At 71.4% G+C, this 17,445-nt stretch carries 16 protein-coding genes and 1 pseudogene; 6 read left to right on the top strand and 11 right to left on the bottom strand.

Translation table 11 applies throughout. The features are described from left to right. Positions 1-47 precede the first annotated feature (47 nt). Positions 48-1,280 carry an aminotransferase class V-fold PLP-dependent enzyme gene (locus ACQG07_RS11785; RefSeq protein WP_426738388.1) on the bottom strand — a complete coding sequence of 411 codons (1,233 nt, stop codon included), beginning with the start codon at positions 1,278-1,280 and terminating at the stop codon, positions 48-50. A 237-nt stretch (positions 1,281-1,517) separates the two neighbouring features. On the opposite strand from ACQG07_RS11785, the gene ACQG07_RS11780 reads away from it, so the two are divergent. Continuing rightward, positions 1,518-2,210 carry a FadR/GntR family transcriptional regulator gene (locus ACQG07_RS11780; RefSeq protein WP_079705021.1) on the top strand — a complete coding sequence of 231 codons (693 nt, stop codon included), beginning with the start codon at positions 1,518-1,520 and terminating at the stop codon, positions 2,208-2,210. 186 nt (positions 2,211-2,396) lie between these two features. Here ACQG07_RS11780 and ACQG07_RS11775 read toward each other — a convergent pair whose 3' ends face one another. The 3 genes from ACQG07_RS11775 to aztA all read right to left on the bottom strand — a co-directional run bounded on the left by ACQG07_RS11775 (position 2,397) and on the right by aztA (position 4,714). Then, on the bottom strand, positions 2,397-3,338 hold the full coding sequence (locus ACQG07_RS11775) for an SDR family NAD(P)-dependent oxidoreductase (protein ID WP_426738387.1): 942 nt from the start codon (positions 3,336-3,338) through the stop codon (positions 2,397-2,399). Positions 3,339-3,615: 277 nt separating this feature from the next. Next, positions 3,616-3,960, bottom strand: a complete 345-nt coding sequence (locus tag ACQG07_RS11770; RefSeq protein WP_064296108.1) for a chorismate mutase — start codon at positions 3,958-3,960, stop codon at positions 3,616-3,618. Between the two features lie 61 nt (positions 3,961-4,021). Beyond that, positions 4,022-4,714: a zinc ABC transporter ATP-binding protein AztA gene (gene aztA, locus ACQG07_RS11765; protein ID WP_426738386.1), complete on the bottom strand. Its 693-nt coding sequence runs from the start codon at positions 4,712-4,714 to the stop codon at positions 4,022-4,024. 50 nt (positions 4,715-4,764) lie between these two features. Between aztA and aztB the strand changes: the two genes are divergently transcribed. From aztB to aztD, 4 genes are read left to right on the top strand one after another with little or no spacing between them, the layout of a single operon-like run. After that, positions 4,765-5,763 (top strand): zinc ABC transporter permease AztB, encoded by a 999-nt coding sequence (aztB, locus tag ACQG07_RS11760; protein WP_426738385.1) that lies wholly within the window; start codon positions 4,765-4,767, stop codon positions 5,761-5,763. Then, positions 5,655-6,980 carry a hypothetical protein gene (locus ACQG07_RS11755; protein WP_426738384.1) on the top strand — a complete coding sequence of 442 codons (1,326 nt, stop codon included), beginning with the start codon at positions 5,655-5,657 and terminating at the stop codon, positions 6,978-6,980. Before aztB ends, ACQG07_RS11755 begins: the two co-directional genes overlap by 109 nt. 2 nt (positions 6,981-6,982) lie before the next feature. Next, positions 6,983-7,915: a zinc ABC transporter substrate-binding protein AztC gene (gene aztC, locus ACQG07_RS11750; RefSeq protein WP_426738383.1), complete on the top strand. Its 933-nt coding sequence runs from the start codon at positions 6,983-6,985 to the stop codon at positions 7,913-7,915. Between the two features lie 28 nt (positions 7,916-7,943). Continuing rightward, positions 7,944-9,191: a zinc metallochaperone AztD gene (gene aztD / locus ACQG07_RS11745; RefSeq protein ID WP_192004497.1), complete on the top strand. Its 1,248-nt coding sequence runs from the start codon at positions 7,944-7,946 to the stop codon at positions 9,189-9,191. Between the two features lie 85 nt (positions 9,192-9,276). Here aztD and ACQG07_RS11740 read toward each other — a convergent pair whose 3' ends face one another. From ACQG07_RS11740 to ACQG07_RS11730, 3 genes and pseudogenes are all read right to left on the bottom strand, one after another. Next, positions 9,277-10,671: an FtsX-like permease family protein gene (locus ACQG07_RS11740; protein WP_426738382.1), complete on the bottom strand. Its 1,395-nt coding sequence runs from the start codon at positions 10,669-10,671 to the stop codon at positions 9,277-9,279. Positions 10,672-10,871: 200 nt separating this feature from the next. Then, a pseudogene (locus ACQG07_RS11735) lies at positions 10,872-11,567 on the bottom strand (ABC transporter ATP-binding protein); the annotation flags it as partial. A gap of 102 nt (positions 11,568-11,669) precedes the next feature. Next, positions 11,670-11,984, bottom strand: a complete 315-nt coding sequence (locus ACQG07_RS11730) for a hypothetical protein (protein WP_426738381.1) — start codon at positions 11,982-11,984, stop codon at positions 11,670-11,672. Between the two features lie 127 nt (positions 11,985-12,111). Between ACQG07_RS11730 and ACQG07_RS11725 the strand changes: the two genes are divergently transcribed. Further along, entirely contained in the window at positions 12,112-13,266 is a 1,155-nt protein-coding gene (locus ACQG07_RS11725) for an AI-2E family transporter (protein ID WP_124768621.1), read from the top strand. A 66-nt stretch (positions 13,267-13,332) separates the two neighbouring features. Here the strand turns inward: ACQG07_RS11725 and ACQG07_RS11720 are convergent, their stop codons facing one another. Genes ACQG07_RS11720 through ACQG07_RS11705 form a run of 4 tightly spaced genes read right to left on the bottom strand, consistent with a single transcriptional unit; the run spans position 13,333 to position 17,313 of the window. After that, positions 13,333-14,430, bottom strand: a complete 1,098-nt coding sequence (locus ACQG07_RS11720) for an ABC transporter ATP-binding protein (protein ID WP_426738380.1) — start codon at positions 14,428-14,430, stop codon at positions 13,333-13,335. Continuing rightward, positions 14,427-15,239, bottom strand: a complete 813-nt coding sequence (locus ACQG07_RS11715; protein WP_426738379.1) for an ABC transporter permease — start codon at positions 15,237-15,239, stop codon at positions 14,427-14,429. The genes ACQG07_RS11720 and ACQG07_RS11715 overlap by 4 nt, the downstream gene beginning before the upstream one ends. Further along, positions 15,236-16,204 carry an ABC transporter permease gene (locus tag ACQG07_RS11710; RefSeq protein WP_426738378.1) on the bottom strand — a complete coding sequence of 323 codons (969 nt, stop codon included), beginning with the start codon at positions 16,202-16,204 and terminating at the stop codon, positions 15,236-15,238. The genes ACQG07_RS11715 and ACQG07_RS11710 overlap by 4 nt, the downstream gene beginning before the upstream one ends. After that, positions 16,204-17,313: an ABC transporter substrate-binding protein gene (locus ACQG07_RS11705; RefSeq protein ID WP_079705012.1), complete on the bottom strand. Its 1,110-nt coding sequence runs from the start codon at positions 17,311-17,313 to the stop codon at positions 16,204-16,206. The genes ACQG07_RS11710 and ACQG07_RS11705 overlap by 1 nt, the downstream gene beginning before the upstream one ends. Between the last annotated feature and the right edge of the window lie 132 nt (positions 17,314-17,445).

The raw sequence follows: 17,445 nt of genomic DNA, 5'->3' as shown, positions 1-17,445 counted from the left end.
GGTGCGGTGGTGCTGGTGTGGTGGTGTCGGGTCGGGCGGTTCCGCGCTCAGCTCATGGCCGCGCGCTCCTCGTCGGCCCATCGCGCGAGCACCGGGACGGCGTGCTCGGCGAAGTGTTCGAAGTCCTCGGGGGTGTTGTAGACGTGGGTGGAGAGTCGGACGTAGCCGATCCCGTCGAGGCTCGTGAACGCGCCCTCGACACCGAGCTCGGCGGAGACGCGGTCGCGGAGGCCGTCGGCGGTAGCGTGGGTCGTCGCGAGGCCGGTCGGGAGCTTGACGAGCCGGAGGGCGTTGACGGGCATGCCCACGTCGACGTGGCTGTCCTCGCCGGTGATGGTGGTCACGGCGTCGGCGACCACCTCGACGGCGTAGTCGGCGAGCTCGGTCATGTAGTCCCTGGCGGCCGACCAGCCCCACACGTCCTCGATGAACCCGAGCGAGGTCGCCGCGGCGAGGTAGCTCGTGACGTCGACCGTGCCCTGGGTGTCGAAGCGCTGCGGGAACGGGTACGGCGAACCCCAGGAGTCGATGAGCGGGTAGAGCTCCTGCGCGAGCGGGCTGCGGGCGACGAGGACGGCGGCACCGCGCGGGGCGCACCCGAACTTGTGCAGGTTGCCGACCCAGAAGTCGCAGTCGAGGTCGCGCATGGGGTCGGCGTAGAGGCCGGGGACGTGGGCGGCGTCGACAAGCGTGGGGATGCCGGCGGCACGGGCGGTGGCGGCGATCTGCTGGACCGGCAGGAGTCGGGCGGTCGGCGAGGTGATCTGGTCCATGACGATGAGGGCCGTGCGGTCGCTGAACTCGGCGACGACGGCGTCGTGGGCGGTCTGCGCGTCGGCGTCGAGCGGGATGCGGGCGGTCCGGACGGTGCCGCCCCAGCGTCGCGCGAGGCGCTCGGCACCCATCGTGACGGCGCCGTAGCCGTGGTCGGTGACGATGATCTCGAGGCCGCGCTGCACGGGGAGGCTGGAGAAGACGACGCTCGCTCCGGCACTCGCGTTCGGAACCATGGCGAGCTGGTCGACCGACGCCCCGAGGAAGTCGGCGATCCCGACACGGGCCGCGCCGACCTTGGCCGGGAGGGCCGGGAACCAGGTGAGGGGTGCCGCCTCCATCTCGCGGCGGAGGGCCTGCTGGTGCTCCTGCGCGACGATCGGGACCGCCCCGAAGGATCCGTGGTTGATGTGACGCTTGGTCGGATCCAGCGTCCACCCGGCCGTTGCCGGTCGGCCGTCGCCGAGCGTGAGCGGCGCTGGCCGTGCGATGGTGCGAGTGTCCACAGTGACGTTCCTCCGAGTCGATTATGCAGTGGATTGTCCGATAACCATAGGGGCAACGTTTGATGACTTGGGTTTCTGTCGTGTTACAAGTGATCACTCAGGTCGTTTCGGGATCGACTCATCGGATGACTTGACGTTCGAGCATGGATTCATCGGACGTCTCGCAGCCCAGGGCGGCTCACGGATCACCGGTGAGGGCCCGCTACGATGGCGGGACGACCCCTGAGGAGGAGCCGCATGTCCGCAGTCGACACCGCGTTCCACGGCCTGCGACACATGATCGCGTCGGGACGGCTCGTGGCGGGGCAGCGGTTCCCGGCCGAGAACGAGCTCTGCGACGAACTCGGCGTGTCCCGCGGGTCCCTGCGTGAGGCCGTCCGCATGCTGGCCGCCCTCGGGATCATCGAGTCGCGGCACGGCTCGGGCACCTACGTGTCGATGCTCCGGCCCGAGGAGATCATCGGCAGCCTGTCGCTCACGGTCGACCTCCTCCCCCTCGACGGTCTCCTGCAGATGTACGAGCTGCGGCGGGTGCTCGAGACCCATGCCACTTCGCAGGCGGCTGCTCGCGCGAGCGACGAGGTGCGCGCCGAACTCGCCGAACTCGTGGAGGCGATGGAGCGGACGACCGACCCCGCCGAGTCGAGCGAGCTGGACCACCGGTTCCACGAACTCATCGCACGGACGGCCGGGAACGCCACGCTGACGGCCCTGCTGCAGGTCTTCCGGTCGCGCTCACGTGCCTACGACGTCTTCAGCCTGCCCGCCGGCGACGAGCTGCGTCGGGTCAGCAACCGCGGCCACCGGGCGATGACCGAGGCGATCCTCTCGCGCGACCCCGTCGGGGCGGCCGGGGCGGCGTCAGCCCACGTCGCGCAGACCGAGGAGTGGTTGCGCGTCCTGCAGCCGCCGGCGACCCCCGCCGACTGAGGTCTGGTTGCGCCAGCGCGGTGCGCTGACGTCAGCGCGGGTCTGTGGCGCGAGCGCGGGTCTCCGGAGGGGTGCGCTCAGCGCCATGCCCTGCGGTCATGCCGGTTGAGGCGCAGTCACGCGAGCGCACCGCGCTGGGGCCGATTCCCCCGCGCTCGTGCCGGCGCGGTGCGCTGACGTCTGTGCTCAGGAGGTCGGGAAGATGGGCGTGCCGATGAGCCGCTCGAGGTCGGTCCAGAGCGCCGACGCGACGTCTCGATCGGTCGTGATCGCTGCCGGGGGCTGTCGGACGGCGTCACCCTTCGTCAACCACCGGGGACCGTAGAACCAACCACCGTCGGCCGCCTCGTCGGTGACCGCTCGGAGCGTCGGCTCGGCACCCCGCTGTTTGCTCTGCGCGTAGACGGACTGCAGGGTGTCGGAGAAACGGCGCCCGCGGGTCGGCTCGTTGACGCCGGGGACGCGACGGTCGAGTCCGTTGACCGAGTAGCCGGGGTGCGCGACGAGGGCCCGGACGGTGCTGTGCGACGCCGCGAGCCGACGGTCGAGCTCGAAGCCGAGCGATGAGAGGGCGATCTTCGACTGGGCGTACGCCTGCCAGCCGCTGTACCCGTCGCGGAGCTGCAGGTCGTCGCCGTGGAACCGGACGAGCAGGGTGGAGAGGCTTCCGAGGAGCACGACGCGCGGCGCGCAATCGTGCGCATCCGCCGTGCGCTGCAACACCGGCAGGGCCTCGGCGAGCAGGGCGGCGTGGCCGACGACGTTCGTCGCGAAGACCAGCTCGATGCCGTCGGACGTCTCCTGCCGCTCCTTCGGCATGTGCACCATGCCGGCGTTCGCGACGAGGGCGTCGAGACGGTCGAGGTCCGCGAGTCGCTCGCCCGCCGCGCGCACCGAGTCGAGCGAGGAGGTGTCGAAGGGGAGGTGGCTGAGTCGGGCATCGGGCACCTTCATCCGGATCGCCCGCATCGCCGCCTGGGTCTTGGTCGCACTCCGTGACGCGAGAATGACTTCCGCACCGGCTCGCGCGAGCCCGAGGCTCGTCCAGAAGCCGAGGCCGGCGTTCGCTCCGGTGACGAGGACGACGCGTCCGGTCTGATCGGGCAGGGAGTCGGCGTTCCAGGTCATGGACTCATGATGGCGCAGGACGCTGGACACCGCCCGAAGAAGCGTCACCCCTTGCCCTGGTTCACCCGAGGTGTCAGCGCGGTGCGCCGACGTGACCGCGCGCGAATCGGGCCGAGCGCGGACGAACGGGCCTGACCGCACACGAACGGGCGTGACCGCGGGCCACACGCGTGGGCGCGACCCTCCGGAGACCCGCGCTCACGCCACAGACCCGCGCTCACGCCACAGACCCGCGCTCGCGTCAGCGCACCGCGCTGGCGGAACGGAACACACGGGATCAGTGCTGGTTGGCGAGACGCTCGTGGTGGTGGATGACCTCGGCGACGACGAAGTTGAACCACTTCTCGGCGAAGGCCGGATCGAGGTGCGACTCCTCGGCGAGCGCCCGGAGACGGGTGATCTGCCGCTGTTCGCGAGCCGGGTCGCTCGCAGGCATGTCGTGCTCGGCCTTCAGGCGACCGACCTCCTGCGTGCACTTGAACCGCTCGGCCAGCAGGTGGACGAGTGCCGCGTCGATGTTGTCGATGCTGCTCCGCAGGCGGCCCAATCGCTCGGTGGCCGCCTGGGCGTCCGCCGCAGCGGCGCCGGTCGTGGGTTCGGGTTGCTGCTCGGCCTGGCTCATGCGAAAACTCTAGCAACGCGCCGGGGGCCGGAGACGGGTCGCCGGGCGATCCCCAGCCGGTTCACCGCGGATCCTCGACGAGACATCCCGCCTCGAGGTGCACCCGCGCGTCGGCCTCCGCGACCGCGACCGGATCATGCGTCACCTCCACCACCGTCGTGCCACGGTCGGCCTCCGCCCGGAGCACCTCGCGGATCGCCAGCCCAGCAGCACGGTCGAGGCCGACGGTCGGCTCGTCGAGCAGCAGGAGGTCGGCCTCACGCGCGAGCGCCTGCGCGACGAGGACCCGCTGGCGCTGCCCGCCCGACAGCTCGCCGAAGGAGCGCCCGGCGAGGTGCAGGACGTCGAGGCGGGCGAGGCTCTCGTCGACGATGCGTCGGTCCCGAGCCCCGAGTCGACCCCACCAGCGACGCAGCGTCGGCCAGCGTCCCATCGACGCGACGTCGCGCACCGTGACCGGGAAGCGCTCAGGCACGGCGCTGCGTTGCGGGACGTAGGCGGCCGACCGACCGTCGAGGCCGTCGACGCCGCCCGAGGTCGGTCGGTGGAGGCCCGCGATCACCGCGAGCAGCGTCGACTTCCCCGCGCCGTTCGCCCCGGTGACGACGGTGATGGCCGCCGCCCCGACCTCGGCTGAGATCCCGTGCAGGACGCGCGCGCCGTCGTACTCGGCCGACACGTCGTGGAGTCGGATGCCGGACACGACGGACCGTCCCGCCATCGGAGGGCGAGGGGTGCTCGTCGCGGATCGCATGTCATCACCCTATCAATACTGAGAATCATTTTCATGTAGAGTGCTCGACCATGACCTGGATCACCGAGCCGTTCACCGCGGCCTTCCTCCTGCGCGCCCTCATCGGCGGTCTGCTGGTGGCGGCCGTCTGCGGTGTCGTCGGCACCTGGGTCGTCCTCCGCGGCCTCGCGTTCCTCGGGGAGGCGATGGCCCACGGCATGCTGCCCGGCGTCGCCACCGCGGCACTCCTCGGCCTGCCGCCGGTCGCCGGCGCGGCCGTCAGCGCGGTCGTCATGACCGCCGGCGTCAGTCTCGTCTCGCGGCGCGGCAGGCTGTCCCACGACACCTCGATCGGTCTCCTCTTCGTCGGCATGCTGGCCCTCGGGGTCATCATCGTGTCGTCGAGCAGATCGTTCGCCACCGACCTCACGGCGATCCTCTTCGGCGACATCCTCGCCATCCGGCCCGCGGACCTGGTGGGCCTCGCCATCGCCCTCGTCGTCACCGTGGGCGTCGCGGTCGCCTTCCACCGCCCGTTCGTCGCGCTCGCCTTCGACCGCCGGGTCGCTCAGACCATGGGCCTCCGGCCGCGACTCGCCCACGCGATGCTCGTCGGCCTCGTGACCCTCGCAGTCGTCGCCTCGTACAGCGCCGTCGGCACCCTGCTCGTCGTGGCGCTCCTCCTCGGGCCGGCCGTCGCCGCGGCCCACTGGGCGCGTCGCATCCCGCTCATCATGCTGCTCGCCACGGGTTTCGGCGGCCTGGCCGTGCTGCTCGGCCTGCTCCTCTCCTGGTACGGCGACACCGCGGCCGGAGCGTCCATCGCCGCCTGCTCGATCCTGCTCGCCACGGTGTCGTGGGGCGCGCGAGCGCTCGTCGGACGGCTCAGGCGGCCCATCGACCGACACCTCGACCACCCCGACGACCACCTCACCGAACCGACCCACCTGGAAAGCGCACCGTGCACCGACTCCTCCGACCGACCATCCGACCAGGCGGCGCCCGCCCGACCGACGACCGGCTCCCCCGCGCCACACGCACCGCGCTCGCTCTCGGCGCCCTCGCACTGACGCTCAGCGCCTGCGCGCCGCAGGGGTCGGCCTCACCCACCGCGACGGCCTCGGACGAACCTCGCGGACACGGCTACGTCGAGGGCGCGAGCGAGCTCCCCGAGCCGCAACTGCACCTCGCGACCGCCGACGTCGACGGCACCGTCGAGCTGACCGACCTGCTCAGCGAGGAGCGCACGACGCTCGCCGAGCTCGGCCCGATCTCGGCGCTCACGGGCGACGGCCGGTTCGTCGCCGCGCAGTCCGAGCCCGCCGGCACCGTGACGATGATCGACACCGGTGTGTGGACGGTCGACCACGAGGACCACCAGCACTACTACCGCGCCGAGGCGCGGGTCGTCGGCGAGATCGAGGGCGACGGACCAGCGACGATCACCGCCGGTTCGACGACCACCGCCGTGCGGTTCGCCGATTCGGGCGAGACACTCCTCCTCGACACCGCCGCACTCGGCACGGGCGACATCACGCAGTCCGGTCGGATCCGGACCTCGCCCGGTGCTCCCGGAATCACCGTGCCAATCGGCGAGACGGTCGTCGCGACCGACGGGACCGGCAAGCTGCATCTCCATGGCATCGACGGCGACCTCCTCGACCCCTCGTCGGCGTCCGTGACCGCTGCCGACACTGTGCTCGCCGGGTGCACCGATCCGGCCGGCAGCATCACGACCAACGTCGGCGTCGTCATCGGCTGCGCGGAGGGCGCGCTCCTCGCCGTCGTCGACCGTGGCTCGAGCGAGGCCGACCCGGTCCCCACGTTCGAGGCGATCCCCTACCCGCAGGCTGTCGCCGCCGCCGACCGCGCGACGTCCTTCCACGCGCGTCCCGGCCGTCCGACGGTCGCCGCCGTCGCCGGCGCCTCCGGCGCATGGTTGCTCGACACCCGCGAGCGCAGCTGGGCGCTGCTGCCGACCCCCGCACCCCTGCAGCTGGTCACCGCCGTCGACGACCGCGACCAGCACGTCGTCGGCCTCACGACGACCGGCGACCTCCTCGTCCTCGATGGTGCCACCGGCGCCGTGACGGGGACCGCGGCCGCACTCGTCGGTGCAGCCGACCTCGCCACGGGCGTCCAGCTGGAAATCGACCAGAACCGCGCCTACCTGAACACCCCGGGCACGCGCACCGTCTCCGAGATCGACTACGGCGACGCCGCGCGGATCGCCCGCACCTTCACCTTCGACACGGCACCGGCGTTCCTCGCCGAGACGGGACGCTGACCATGCGAGCGACCATCCCCCGGACGACCGTCCTCCTGCGCACGACCGCCGTCCTCACGGCCGGCCTCGTGCTGGGCACCGGCCTGACGAGCTGTGCGGCGAGCGCCGACGACCGCCCGCTCGTCGTCGTGACCACGAACATCCTCGGCGACGTCGTCGGTGAACTCGTCGGTGACCAGGCCGAGGTCCTGACCCTCATGCCGCCCGACGCCGATCCGCATTCTTTCGAGATCTCCGCGCGGCAGGCGGCACGCATCACCGGTGCGCAGCTGCTCGTGTCGAACGGCCTGGGACTCGAGGAGGGACTCACCCAGCACCTGGAGACCGCGGCCGACGAGGGGGTGCCGATCGTCGAGGCCGGCTCGCTCGTCGACGTCCTCGAGACCGTGTCGGGCGCGACCGATCCGCACTTCTGGACCGACCCGACGCAGATGACGTCGGTCGTGGACGGGGTCACCGAGGCGTTGCTCGAGGAGATCCCCACGCTCGACGCGGCCGAGCTGCAGGCGAACGCCGCCACGTACACGGCCGAGCTCGAGGCGCTCGACGCCGAGATGGCCGAGGCGTTCGCCGCCATCCCGGCCGAGCAGCGGAAGCTCGTCACCAACCATCACGTGTTCGGGTACCTCGCCGCCCGCTACGACTTCCAGGTCATCGGCGCCGTCATCCCGAGCGGCACCACGCTCGCGGCCCCCAGCGCCTCGGACCTCGACGAACTGTCGACCGCGATCGAGGAGGCCGGCGTCCGGACGATCTTCGCCGACTCCTCGCAACCCGACCGGCTCGTGCAGGTGCTCGCCGACGAGGCGGACGTCGACGTCGCCGTCGTCCCGTTGTTCACCGAGTCGTTGACCGCCGAGTCGGGCGACGCCCCCACCTACCTCACCATGATGCGCGCGAACACCGAGCGCATCGCCACCGGACTCTCGCCCTGAGCGGGCGTCCACGAACCGATAGGAAACCATGCAGCAGCACCACCGCAGTCCCCTGGCATCGCGCCTGAAGCGCGGCCGGGTCCCGTTCCTCGCCGTCGGCACCGCCGCGGCCCTCCTCCTCACCGGATGCTCGACCGCGAGCGGCTCCGCGCCCGACCCGAGTGCGTCGACCTCCGCCGACCCGCAGCGTCGGATCACCCTGACCTACGACGGCGGCCTCCTCGTCCTCGACGCCGCATCCCTCGAGGTGGTCGGCGACCTCCCCCTCGACGGGTTCAACCGGGTGAACGCCGCCGGCGACGGGCGGCACGTGCTCGTCACCACGACGAAGGGCTTCCAGGTCCTCGACACCGGGACGTGGACGGACGAGGACGGCACCTCGAAGCAGGCCGACCCGGTCCTGACCGACCTCGTCTTCCCCGCCGACACCGCAGGCCACGTCGTCCGTCACGCCGACAAGACCATCCTGTTCGCCGACGGCTCCGGCGACACGACGATCTTCGACAGCGCTGACCTCCTCGAAGCCACCGACGAGCTGCCCGAGACCGAGACGATCCCGTCGGAGGCCGCGCACCACGGTGTCGCCATCGAGCTCGAGGACGGCACCGTGCTGTCCACGATCGGCACCCCGGACGCCCGGACCGGTGTCCGGGTGCTCGACGACTCGCGCACCGAGATCGCCCGCAACGAGCAGTGCCCGTCGGTGCACGGTGAAGGCACCGTCAAGGACGAGGTCGTCGTGTTCGGCTGCAGCGACGGCGTGCTCGTCTACGACAGTGGCGTCTTCACGAAGATCCAGGCGCCGGACGCCTACGGGCGCACGGGCAACCAGTACGTCAGCGAGACGTCCTCCATCGCGGTCGGCGACTACAACAGCGACCCCGACGCCGAGGGCTACGACCTCCGCCAGCTCGCGTTCACCGACACGGTCGCGAAGACGACGAAGATCGTCGACCTGCCGGAGGGCGTCGGCTACACCTGGCGCGACGTCGCCCGAGGGCCGAGCGACGAGGTCATCGTGCTCGGCAACGACGGTTCGCTGCACATCCTCGACGAGCAGACGGGTGCCGTCACCGACACCATCGAGGTCATCGACGCCTGGGAGCCGCCGGCCGAGTGGCAGGACGCCCACCCGGCGCTCGTCGTCCAGGACGGTGTCGCCTACGTGACCGACCCGGCGACGAAGTCGATCCACGCTGTGGATCTCGCGTCGGGCGACATCACGACGGGTGAACTGCCCGGCGTCCCGAACGAGATCGCGGTCGTCACGGGCTGACCCGACCTCCCCGAGAGCGCCCGTTCCGTCCTCCCCGCGTCATGCAGGGGACGGAACGGGCGCTCTCGTCGTGCGGGCAGGGCGGTCAGACGCGCTCGGGCGCTCGGAGCACCCCGGAGACGACTGGACGGGTCGCGCGAAGGGCCGCCCACACGAGCCCGATGCCGCAGGCGAAGCACCCGACGATGACGAGGACCGACAGCGGGGCGAGGATGACGCTGATGCCGGCCATCGGTAGGACGAGCAGGACGCCCAGTCCGGCCGAGCCCAGCGCGACCACCCGCAGGGGCAGCATGACCGCGCGACCGCGAGCCCGTTCCATGACGTCCCGCGGCACCCCCAGGCGGTCGAGGCTGACGTACAGGTCTCGCCGGTCGAGGACCGCCGACGCCTGGTTCACCCCGACGGAGCACGCGACCATGAGGAACGACGCGACGAGCGTGATGATCACGCCGGTGCGGATGTCGTCGATGAGGATGGCGCTCTCGCGGTCGAGGTCGGAACCTCCGGCGGCGTCCATGAGCGCCACCCCGGTCCCGGCGACGACGGCGACGAAGCTCGTCATCGCCACGCCACTGACCTGACGCCACGCCGCCTTCGGCGACTCCAGGATCGTGCGGGCAGCGAGGAGCCGCTCCGGTGTCTTGGCACGCTTGGCCGACCCACGGCCGATCACCCCGACGACCCAGGGGCCGATCAACCCGAGCACCCCGACGCCGGCGGCGAACCCCACCCCCAGGACGGCGATCATGACGGCGACCTCCTGCAACCCCGTCACGACGGAGAGCATGCCGTAGGCGACGATCACGACGATGACCCCGACGACGATGCGCAGCCAGTGCACGGTCGGCGCCTGCTGCTTCGTGCGGACGCCGAGCGGGCTCACGTTCACCGCGCGGAGACCGATGGCGGCACTCGCTGCTGCGAGCAGCACGACACCGAGGACCACCGCGGCGATGATCGGGACACCGACCCAGACGCCCTCGACCCCGATCGGGGAACCGCCGAACGGGATGAGCCCGACGAGCGGCAGCATGCCGAGGTACAGCAGGATCCCGGCGAACGCACCGAGGAGGGCGACCCCGGCCGACTCGAGGACGGTCATCGCCGTGACCGTGCCAGGTGTCGCGCCGAGGAGTCGGAGGGTGGCGAGTCGGTCGTCGCGGCGCCGGGCGGAGAGCCGCGCGGCCGCCCCGCCGAGCGAGCCGAGCGGGACGAGCAGCAGGGCCAGCGCCAGCACGCTGAGCACCTGGTAGATGAAGGCCGTCTCGCCGGTCCACCGCCAGAACATCAGGGCGCCACCGAGCACGGTGAGCACGAGTGCCGTGGTCACGGCGAACGCGACCGCCGGGAGCACGATCGTCGCAGGGCTCTGCGCGCCCGGGCGGGCGAGCATCCAGGTGAGACGGACGACGGGACTGCGACCGCTGCCGGCGGGGACCGGGATCCGGGTCGGTGCGACCCCGACTGCGGCGGTCACGGTCGGGCTCCGTTCGGGACGACGCCGGTCGCCTGACCCGGGTAGGCCTGCGGCGGGTACGGCTGCGCAGCGGGCTGGGCGTACGGCTGCTGCGGGAACGGCTGCCCGGCCGGCTGCTGCTGGTACGGGAGCTGCTGCGGCGGGTACGGCTGCTGCGGCACGGGTGCCTGCCCGGGCGCGAACTGCTGCGGCGGGGTCGGCGCGCCGACGCCGCCCGGCTGCCCGACGATCCGACCGTCGGCCAGGCGGATCGTCCGGGAGCACCGCGCGGCGACCGTCTCGTCGTGCGTCACGAGGACGAGCGTGCGTCCCTGCCCGGTCGTCGCGTGGAGCAGGGCCCCCATGACGTCGGCCGAGGTCCGGGAGTCGAGCGCGCCGGTCGGCTCGTCGGCGAAGACGATGGGGGCGCCGGTCACCTGGGCGCGGGCGATCGCGACGCGCTGCGCCTGACCACCGCTCAGTTCGCCGATCCGACGGGTCTCCATGCCGGCCAGTCCCAGGGCGGCGAGCCACGCCGCCGCGCTCGTCTCAGCGGCGATGCGCGGTGTCCCGCCGAGCATCAGCGCGATCGCGACGTTCTCGACGGCGGTCAGCTCGGGGATGAGCAGGCCCTGCTGGAAGACGAAGCCGAAGGACTCGCGCCGCAGCTGCGAGCGGCGGCGTTCGTCGAGCTGGTCGACGCGGATGACGCCCGTCGGGGTGCTGAAGGCGATCGAGCCGGTGTCGGGGGTGACGATCCCGGCGAGCGCATGCATGAGCGTGGTCTTGCCGGAGCCGGAGGCGCCCATGATGGCGACCGACTCACCGGGGAGGATGTCGAGGTCGACGCCGGCGAGAGCGACGGTCGGCCCGTACTGTTTCGTGAGTCCGCGAGCGGAGAGGATCGAAGTGTTCATGCTCCCATCGTCGGCGGCGGGTGTCCCTCGTCGCGTCGGCCGGGCGATGCAAGCTCCGCCGTGCGGGTCATCCGCGAGGTGGACCCGGCGTGGACCTCGCGGTCAGTTGCCGCGGCGGCGGTACTGGGCGAAGACCGCCGCGTCGGCTGCCCAGCCCGCGCCGAGGAACCGGAGGCCTGTTCCGGCGTCGGTCCCGTCGGCTGGGGCCGCGGGCGCCTGCGCCGGCTCGACCGAGGCGGTGAGGTCGACCCCGGCAGCGCCCGCGGCGACGTGCGCCGTAGCACTGACGCGCTCGGCGACCACTCCCTGCTCCGCGGCCTCGTCGCGCCGACTCGGCATCGGCTCCGTCAGTGGGACCGCCCGCAGCGGTGCGGTGACCCGGGTGTGGACGGCGTGCGAGCGGGTGATCGATGACATGTTCCCATCGTCCTGAACCCGAGCACCCGGCACATCCCGCAGCCGGGTGATCCTCCGGGGCCCGGTCTCATCCTCCGGTACCACGACAGCTGTCGGGCAAACGGGCGGTGGGCAATACGCTTGCGGCATGACGAGTGCACCCCATCGCCACCAGCCGCTGCGCCCGGCGGCACGTCAGCAGCGGGTCCGGTTCCGCGCCCATCGCCCGGCCGAGGTGACGACCACCGTCAGGACGACGCTCCAGCGCCCCTTCGCGATCGGCTTCGTCGGAGCGCTCGGTGCCCTCGCGGCCATCCTGCTCGTCCTCACCCTCGGCTCACTGTCGACCATCCTCGTCTCCATCGCGGTCGGCCTCTTCATCGCGCTCGGCCTCGACCCGGTCGTCGTGCGGCTCGAGGCACGCGGCATCAAGCGCCCGTTCGCGATCGCGATCGTCTTCGCCGTCTTCGCCGTCCTGCTCGCGCTCCTCCTGGCCCTCGTCATCCCCGTCGTCACCCGGCAGGCCGTCGAGCTCGTGAGCAACGCCCCGACCTTCCTGACCGGCATCCAGGACCAGGAGTGGTTCCGGTCCTTGAGCGACTACCTCGGTCCGGGCGTCGACCTCCAGGGCGCGCTCGACTGGCTCTACGGGGTGGCCGCCGACCCGAAGACGTGGGTCGTCCTGGCCGGCGGCGCCCTCAACCTCGGCGTCGGCATCGCAAACGGCTTCTTCGGCGGCTTCATCGCCCTCGTCCTCGCGCTCTACTTCCTCGCGTCCATGCAGGCGATGAAGAACGCCTTCTACTCCTTGGTGCCCCGTCGCTCCCGGCCGCGCGTCGTGTCGATCACCGACCAGATCACCGCCTCGATCGGCGGATACGTGAGCGGCATGGTGGTGCTGGCCGGGATCAACGCCGTCCTCGGGCTCATCATGATGCTCATCGTCGGGGTGCCGTACGCCGGGATCCTCGCCGTCGTCATCTTCTTCGTGACGCTCATCCCGCTCGTCGGCTCGATCATCGCGACCGTCGTCGTCGCGACCGTCGGGCTGTTCGACTCACCGACGACGGCACTCATCGTCATCGTCTACTACCTGGTCTACATGCAGATCGAGTCGTACGTGCTGACCCCGCGGGTAATGAACAAGGCGGTCGCGGTGCCCGGCGCCCTCGTCGTCATCGGCGCGATGGTCGGCGGTTCGCTCATCGGGCTGCTCGGCGCCCTCGTCTCCATCCCCGTGACGGCGTCGATCCTGCTGATCATCAAGCAGGTCGTCGTGCCACGGCAGAACGCGAAGGCGTAGCCCTTCGACAAGCTCAGGGACCGGTGGTGGGCTCAGGGGACCGGTGGTGGGCTCGGGAACCGGTGCTCAGGCCGCCTGCACCGGGACGGGACGACCGGCGAAGCGGATGCGGACGGACTCCCCCGCGTCCAATCGTTCCGTCGCGCCGTGCTGCACCGCGACCAGCGTGCCGTCCGGCAGCTCGACGGTCGTGCGACGCACCGGGCCGAGGAAGCTCGAGGTGAGCACGACCGCGGCGGACCCGACCGCGGGCGCCGTCGCGTCGGTGAACACGACGTCCTCAGGCCGGACGAGCGCGACGACGGCCCCGTCCCCCGGCTGCTCGCCGATCACCGGCAGCACCTGCCCGAGCACTTCGACCCCACCGGGCACGAGCTCCCCCGGGATCCGATTGCTCAGGCCGATGAACTCCGCGACGAACGGCGACGACGGCCGCGAGTAGAGCTCCTCCGGCGTCCCGATCTGCTCGATGACACCGGCGCGCATGACGGCGACCCGGTCGGCGACGGCGAGCGCCTCCTCCTGGTCGTGCGTGACGAAGAGGGTCGTGATCTGCAGCTCCGACTGGATCCGACGGATCTCGTCGCGCAGCTGGACGCGCACCTTGGCGTCGAGGGCGCTGAGCGGCTCGTCGAGGAGGAGGACCCGAGGCCGCGTGACCAACGCCCGGGCGAGGGCGACGCGCTGCTGCTGCCCGCCCGAGAGCTGGTGGGCGTAGCGGGCGGCGAGGTGGCCGAGGCCGACGAGGTCGAGGCTCTCGGCGGCACGCGTCCGTCGCTCGGCCGCGGGCACCTTCCGCATGCGCAGGCCGAACTCGACGTTCTCGAGCACCGTGAGGTGTGGGAACAGCGAGTAGGACTGGAACACCATGCCGAGGTCGCGCCGGTTGGTGGGCACGGACACGACGTCGACGCCGTCGATGAGCACGCTCCCCGACGTGATGTCCTCGAGTCCCGCCAGGCTGCGGAGCGCGGTCGTCTTCCCGCACCCCGACGGCCCCAGCAGCGCGACGAACTCGCCGGGCGCGAGGTCGAGGCTCACGCCGTCGAGGGCGCGGGCACCCGAGCCGTAGTCCTTCACGACGCGATCGAACCGCACCGCTGCGCCGGCCGGGCGTCCGTCTCCGGGCGTCGCTGCCGGTGCCGACTGGTCGATGGTGGTCATGGTGTCTCCCTGATGCGTCGGATCGATCCGACGCGGCCGATGATGAACAGCAGGACGAATGCGAAGGCGAGCGCCAGCAGAGCGAAGGCCACCGCGACGAAGGGGTCGCTCTTCGACACCTGCACGAGCGAGGTCTGCAGCGTGTTGCGTCCGAGGAGCGAGGCGATCGTGTACTCACCGAGGACGACGGCGACCGAGATGACCGACGCCGTCAGCACGCCACGACGCAGGTTGGGCAGCAGGACGCGGACGAGGACGGTCCCCCAGCCGGCGCCGAGCGTGCGCGCGGCCTCGGCAAGGGTGCCGACGTCGACCGACTGCAGGTTCGCGGCGATCGCCCGGTAGGCGTACGGCAGCACCGTGATCCCGTAGGCGAACGCGAGCGTCCACGGCGCACTGCCGAGGAGCCTGGCCACGACGGAGTAGACCGGTGCGAGTCCGACGACGAGCACGATTGCCGGGACGGTGATCGGGATGATGCAGACGAACTCGAGGACGCGCTGCAGCTTCGGGAAGCGGAGCTTGACGAGGATCATCGTCGGCAGCAGGAGCACCACGACGATCAGGACCGTCACCGCGGCGAGCACGACGGAGTTGCCGATGCCTTGGAAGAGCACCCGGTACTTCCGCGAGTTCTCCGGGTCGAGGATCGCGGCCCAGTGCCCGAGGTCGTGGCCGCCGTCGATCCCGGCGCGCAGGGTGAACTCGACCATCGACAGGATCGGGACGGCGAACACCACCGCGACGACGACGAGGATGATCCGGCTCGCGAGCTTGGACGGCGTGGCCGAGTCGCGGACGGCGCTCATCGCTGCCACCGTTCCGTCCGCGCCTGCAGGGCGGAGTAGGCCGTCATCATGACGACCATCACGACGATCATGCCGATCGCGAGCGAACCGGCGAGGTTCTCGCGGCCGAGGACGGTCTCGCTGATGAGCGCACCGCGGATCTGCAGCGGCACGATCTGCGCACCCTGGCTGATGAGCGCGGCGGCGGTCGCATAGCTCGAGAACGCGTTCGCGAACAGCAGCAGGAGCGACCCGAGGAAGGAGGGGGCGAGGATCGGCATCGCGATGCGGGTCCAGTAGGTGAAGCGCGTGCCGCCGAGGGTCGCGTTCGCCTCGCACCAGGTGCGCTTCAAGCCCTCCATCGCGGGCATGAAGGTGATGACCATGAGCGGCACCTGGAAGTACAGGTACGGCAGGAGGAGGCCCGGAACCTGGTAGAGCCAGACGCCGTCGGCGAAGAGGTCGACCCCGAGGCGGTCCTTGAGGAACACGGTCACGAGCCCCTGGATGCCGATGGTCGCGATGAAGGCGAAGGCGAGCATGACGCCGCCGAACTGGGCGAGGACACTCGAGGCCGCATCGACGAAGGTGCGGATGAGCCCGTCGGGTCGGACCGCGAGGAGCGCGTAGCAGACGAGGGCTCCGATGACGGCTCCGGCGACCGCGGTGACGGCGGAGACCCAGAAGGAGCTGGCGAACGCCCCGAGGACCGCCGGCTCGGCGAGCGCCGTGAGGTTGTCGAGCGTGAACGCGCCGTCGCCGTCGAAGAAGCCGGTGGCGAGGGCGAGGAACGTCGGGACCGCGAGGAAGAGCAGGGTGTACAGGGCGAACGGCGTCAGGCCGAGGAGCGCCCAGCGCGGACGGCGGCGGGGGCGCGCCTCGGCGGGGGCGGCCGAGGCGTCCGATGCGTCGGTCGGCGGGAGCGAGACGGCGGGGCCGGCGTGTGCCGACCCCGCCTCACTCCGCCGGGTGGCGGAGGCACTCATCAGGAGATCGCTGCCGCCCACTTCTCGGCGAGCAGCGAGGTGGCCTGCTCGGTCTGCTCGGGGGTGAACTGCACGAGGTCGGCGGGCATCTCGCCCACGGCGTCGAGGGCCTTCTGGTCGACGGTGTCGGCCTCGACCATCGCGGCGAGGGTCGACGGGTACGCGCCGGCGGCGAGGTACAGGTTCTGCGCCTCGGGGCTGAAGATGAACTCCTGCCAGAGTCGCGCGGCCGCGGGGTGCGGGGCGTCCACGTTGATGGCCTGGTTGTAGTAGCTGCCGACGGCCGAACCCGGGAGGACGGTGGTCTTCCAGTTGCGCTGGCCCTCGTTCTCGGTCGCCGCGGCGAGGTTGTTGTAGCTCCAGTCGATCACGACGGGGGTCTCACCCGAGGCGATGGTCGCGGGGGTCGGGTCGAGGGGCAGGAAGTTGCCCGCCTGGTTGAGCTTCTGGAAGAAGTCGACACCGGGCTGGATGTCGTCGGCCGAACCACCGGACTGCAGGGCGGCGAGGTAGACGCCGGCTGCGGCGGCACCGGCCTGGGTCGGGTCGCCGTTCAGCGCGACCTTGCCCGCGAACTCGGAGCCGAGGAGGTCGTCGAGCGACTTCGGTGCCGGGACGGCGTCCGCGTCGTAACCGATGGAGACGAGGCCGGTGTAGTCGTAGACCCACAGGCCGGTCTTCTCCTTCGAGCCCTCCGGGATGTCGTCCCAGTTGGCGACCTGGTACGGCGCGAACTGGTCGAGGTTGTCGAGGGCGACGGCGGAGCCGAGGTCGAAGACGTCGGGAGCGGTGTCCTGACCCTGCTGGTTCTTCGCTGCCGTGATCTCCTCGGCGCTCGAGACGTCGGGGTCGGCCGAGTTGACGGTGATGTCGTACTTGTCCTCGAACGCGGAGATGATCTTCCCGTAGTTCGCCCAGGTGTCGGGGAGGGCGATGACGTTCAGCTGGCCCTCGGCCTTCGCGGCCTCGACGAGTGCGTCCATCCCGCCGAAGTCCTCAGCGGAGGTCGCCTGCTTGGCGTCGACGTCGGAGCCGGCTCCGGTGTCCGCTCCGGCGGAGCATGCGGTGAGCGCGGTCGCTGCGAGTGCGACGATGGCGAGGGCGGTCATACGCCTGGTGTTCACGGTTCCTCCAGTGACGTCGGCGGCCGCCCGTGCTGTCGGGCCGTCGGATACCGCGTCCGTCGTCTGGAGGACAAGCTAGGGTCGCGACGTAGCGCGATCGGGGCCTGCCGGTGTCGC

The organism is Plantibacter sp. 2H11-2 (assembly GCF_050031945.1).
In the GTDB taxonomy this organism is placed as follows: domain Bacteria; phylum Actinomycetota; class Actinomycetes; order Actinomycetales; family Microbacteriaceae; genus Plantibacter; species Plantibacter auratus.
The sequence above is the reverse complement of the archived record's forward strand: the minus strand, read 5'-3'. Positions and strand labels throughout refer to the sequence as shown.

Excerpts from the sequence above, each read along its gene's own strand:
- ACQG07_RS11780 (WP_079705021.1), top strand. The coding sequence starts at position 1,518 with ATGTCCGCAGTCGACACCGCGTTCCACGGCCTGCGACACATGATCGCG.
- ACQG07_RS11775 (WP_426738387.1), bottom strand. The coding sequence starts at position 3,338 with ATGACCTGGAACGCCGACTCCCTGCCCGATCAGACCGGACGCGTCGTC.
- ACQG07_RS11770 (WP_064296108.1), bottom strand. The coding sequence starts at position 3,960 with ATGAGCCAGGCCGAGCAGCAACCCGAACCCACGACCGGCGCCGCTGCG.
- aztA (WP_426738386.1), bottom strand. The coding sequence starts at position 4,714 with ATGCGATCCGCGACGAGCACCCCTCGCCCTCCGATGGCGGGACGGTCC.
- aztB (WP_426738385.1), top strand. The coding sequence starts at position 4,765 with ATGACCTGGATCACCGAGCCGTTCACCGCGGCCTTCCTCCTGCGCGCC.
- aztC (WP_426738383.1), top strand. The coding sequence starts at position 6,983 with ATGCGAGCGACCATCCCCCGGACGACCGTCCTCCTGCGCACGACCGCC.
- aztD (WP_192004497.1), top strand. The coding sequence starts at position 7,944 with ATGCAGCAGCACCACCGCAGTCCCCTGGCATCGCGCCTGAAGCGCGGC.
- ACQG07_RS11730 (WP_426738381.1), bottom strand. The coding sequence starts at position 11,984 with ATGTCATCGATCACCCGCTCGCACGCCGTCCACACCCGGGTCACCGCA.
- ACQG07_RS11725 (WP_124768621.1), top strand. The coding sequence starts at position 12,112 with ATGACGAGTGCACCCCATCGCCACCAGCCGCTGCGCCCGGCGGCACGT.
- ACQG07_RS11720 (WP_426738380.1), bottom strand. The coding sequence starts at position 14,430 with ATGACCACCATCGACCAGTCGGCACCGGCAGCGACGCCCGGAGACGGA.
- ACQG07_RS11715 (WP_426738379.1), bottom strand. The coding sequence starts at position 15,239 with ATGAGCGCCGTCCGCGACTCGGCCACGCCGTCCAAGCTCGCGAGCCGG.
- ACQG07_RS11710 (WP_426738378.1), bottom strand. The coding sequence starts at position 16,204 with ATGAGTGCCTCCGCCACCCGGCGGAGTGAGGCGGGGTCGGCACACGCC.
- ACQG07_RS11705 (WP_079705012.1), bottom strand. The coding sequence starts at position 17,313 with ATGACCGCCCTCGCCATCGTCGCACTCGCAGCGACCGCGCTCACCGCA.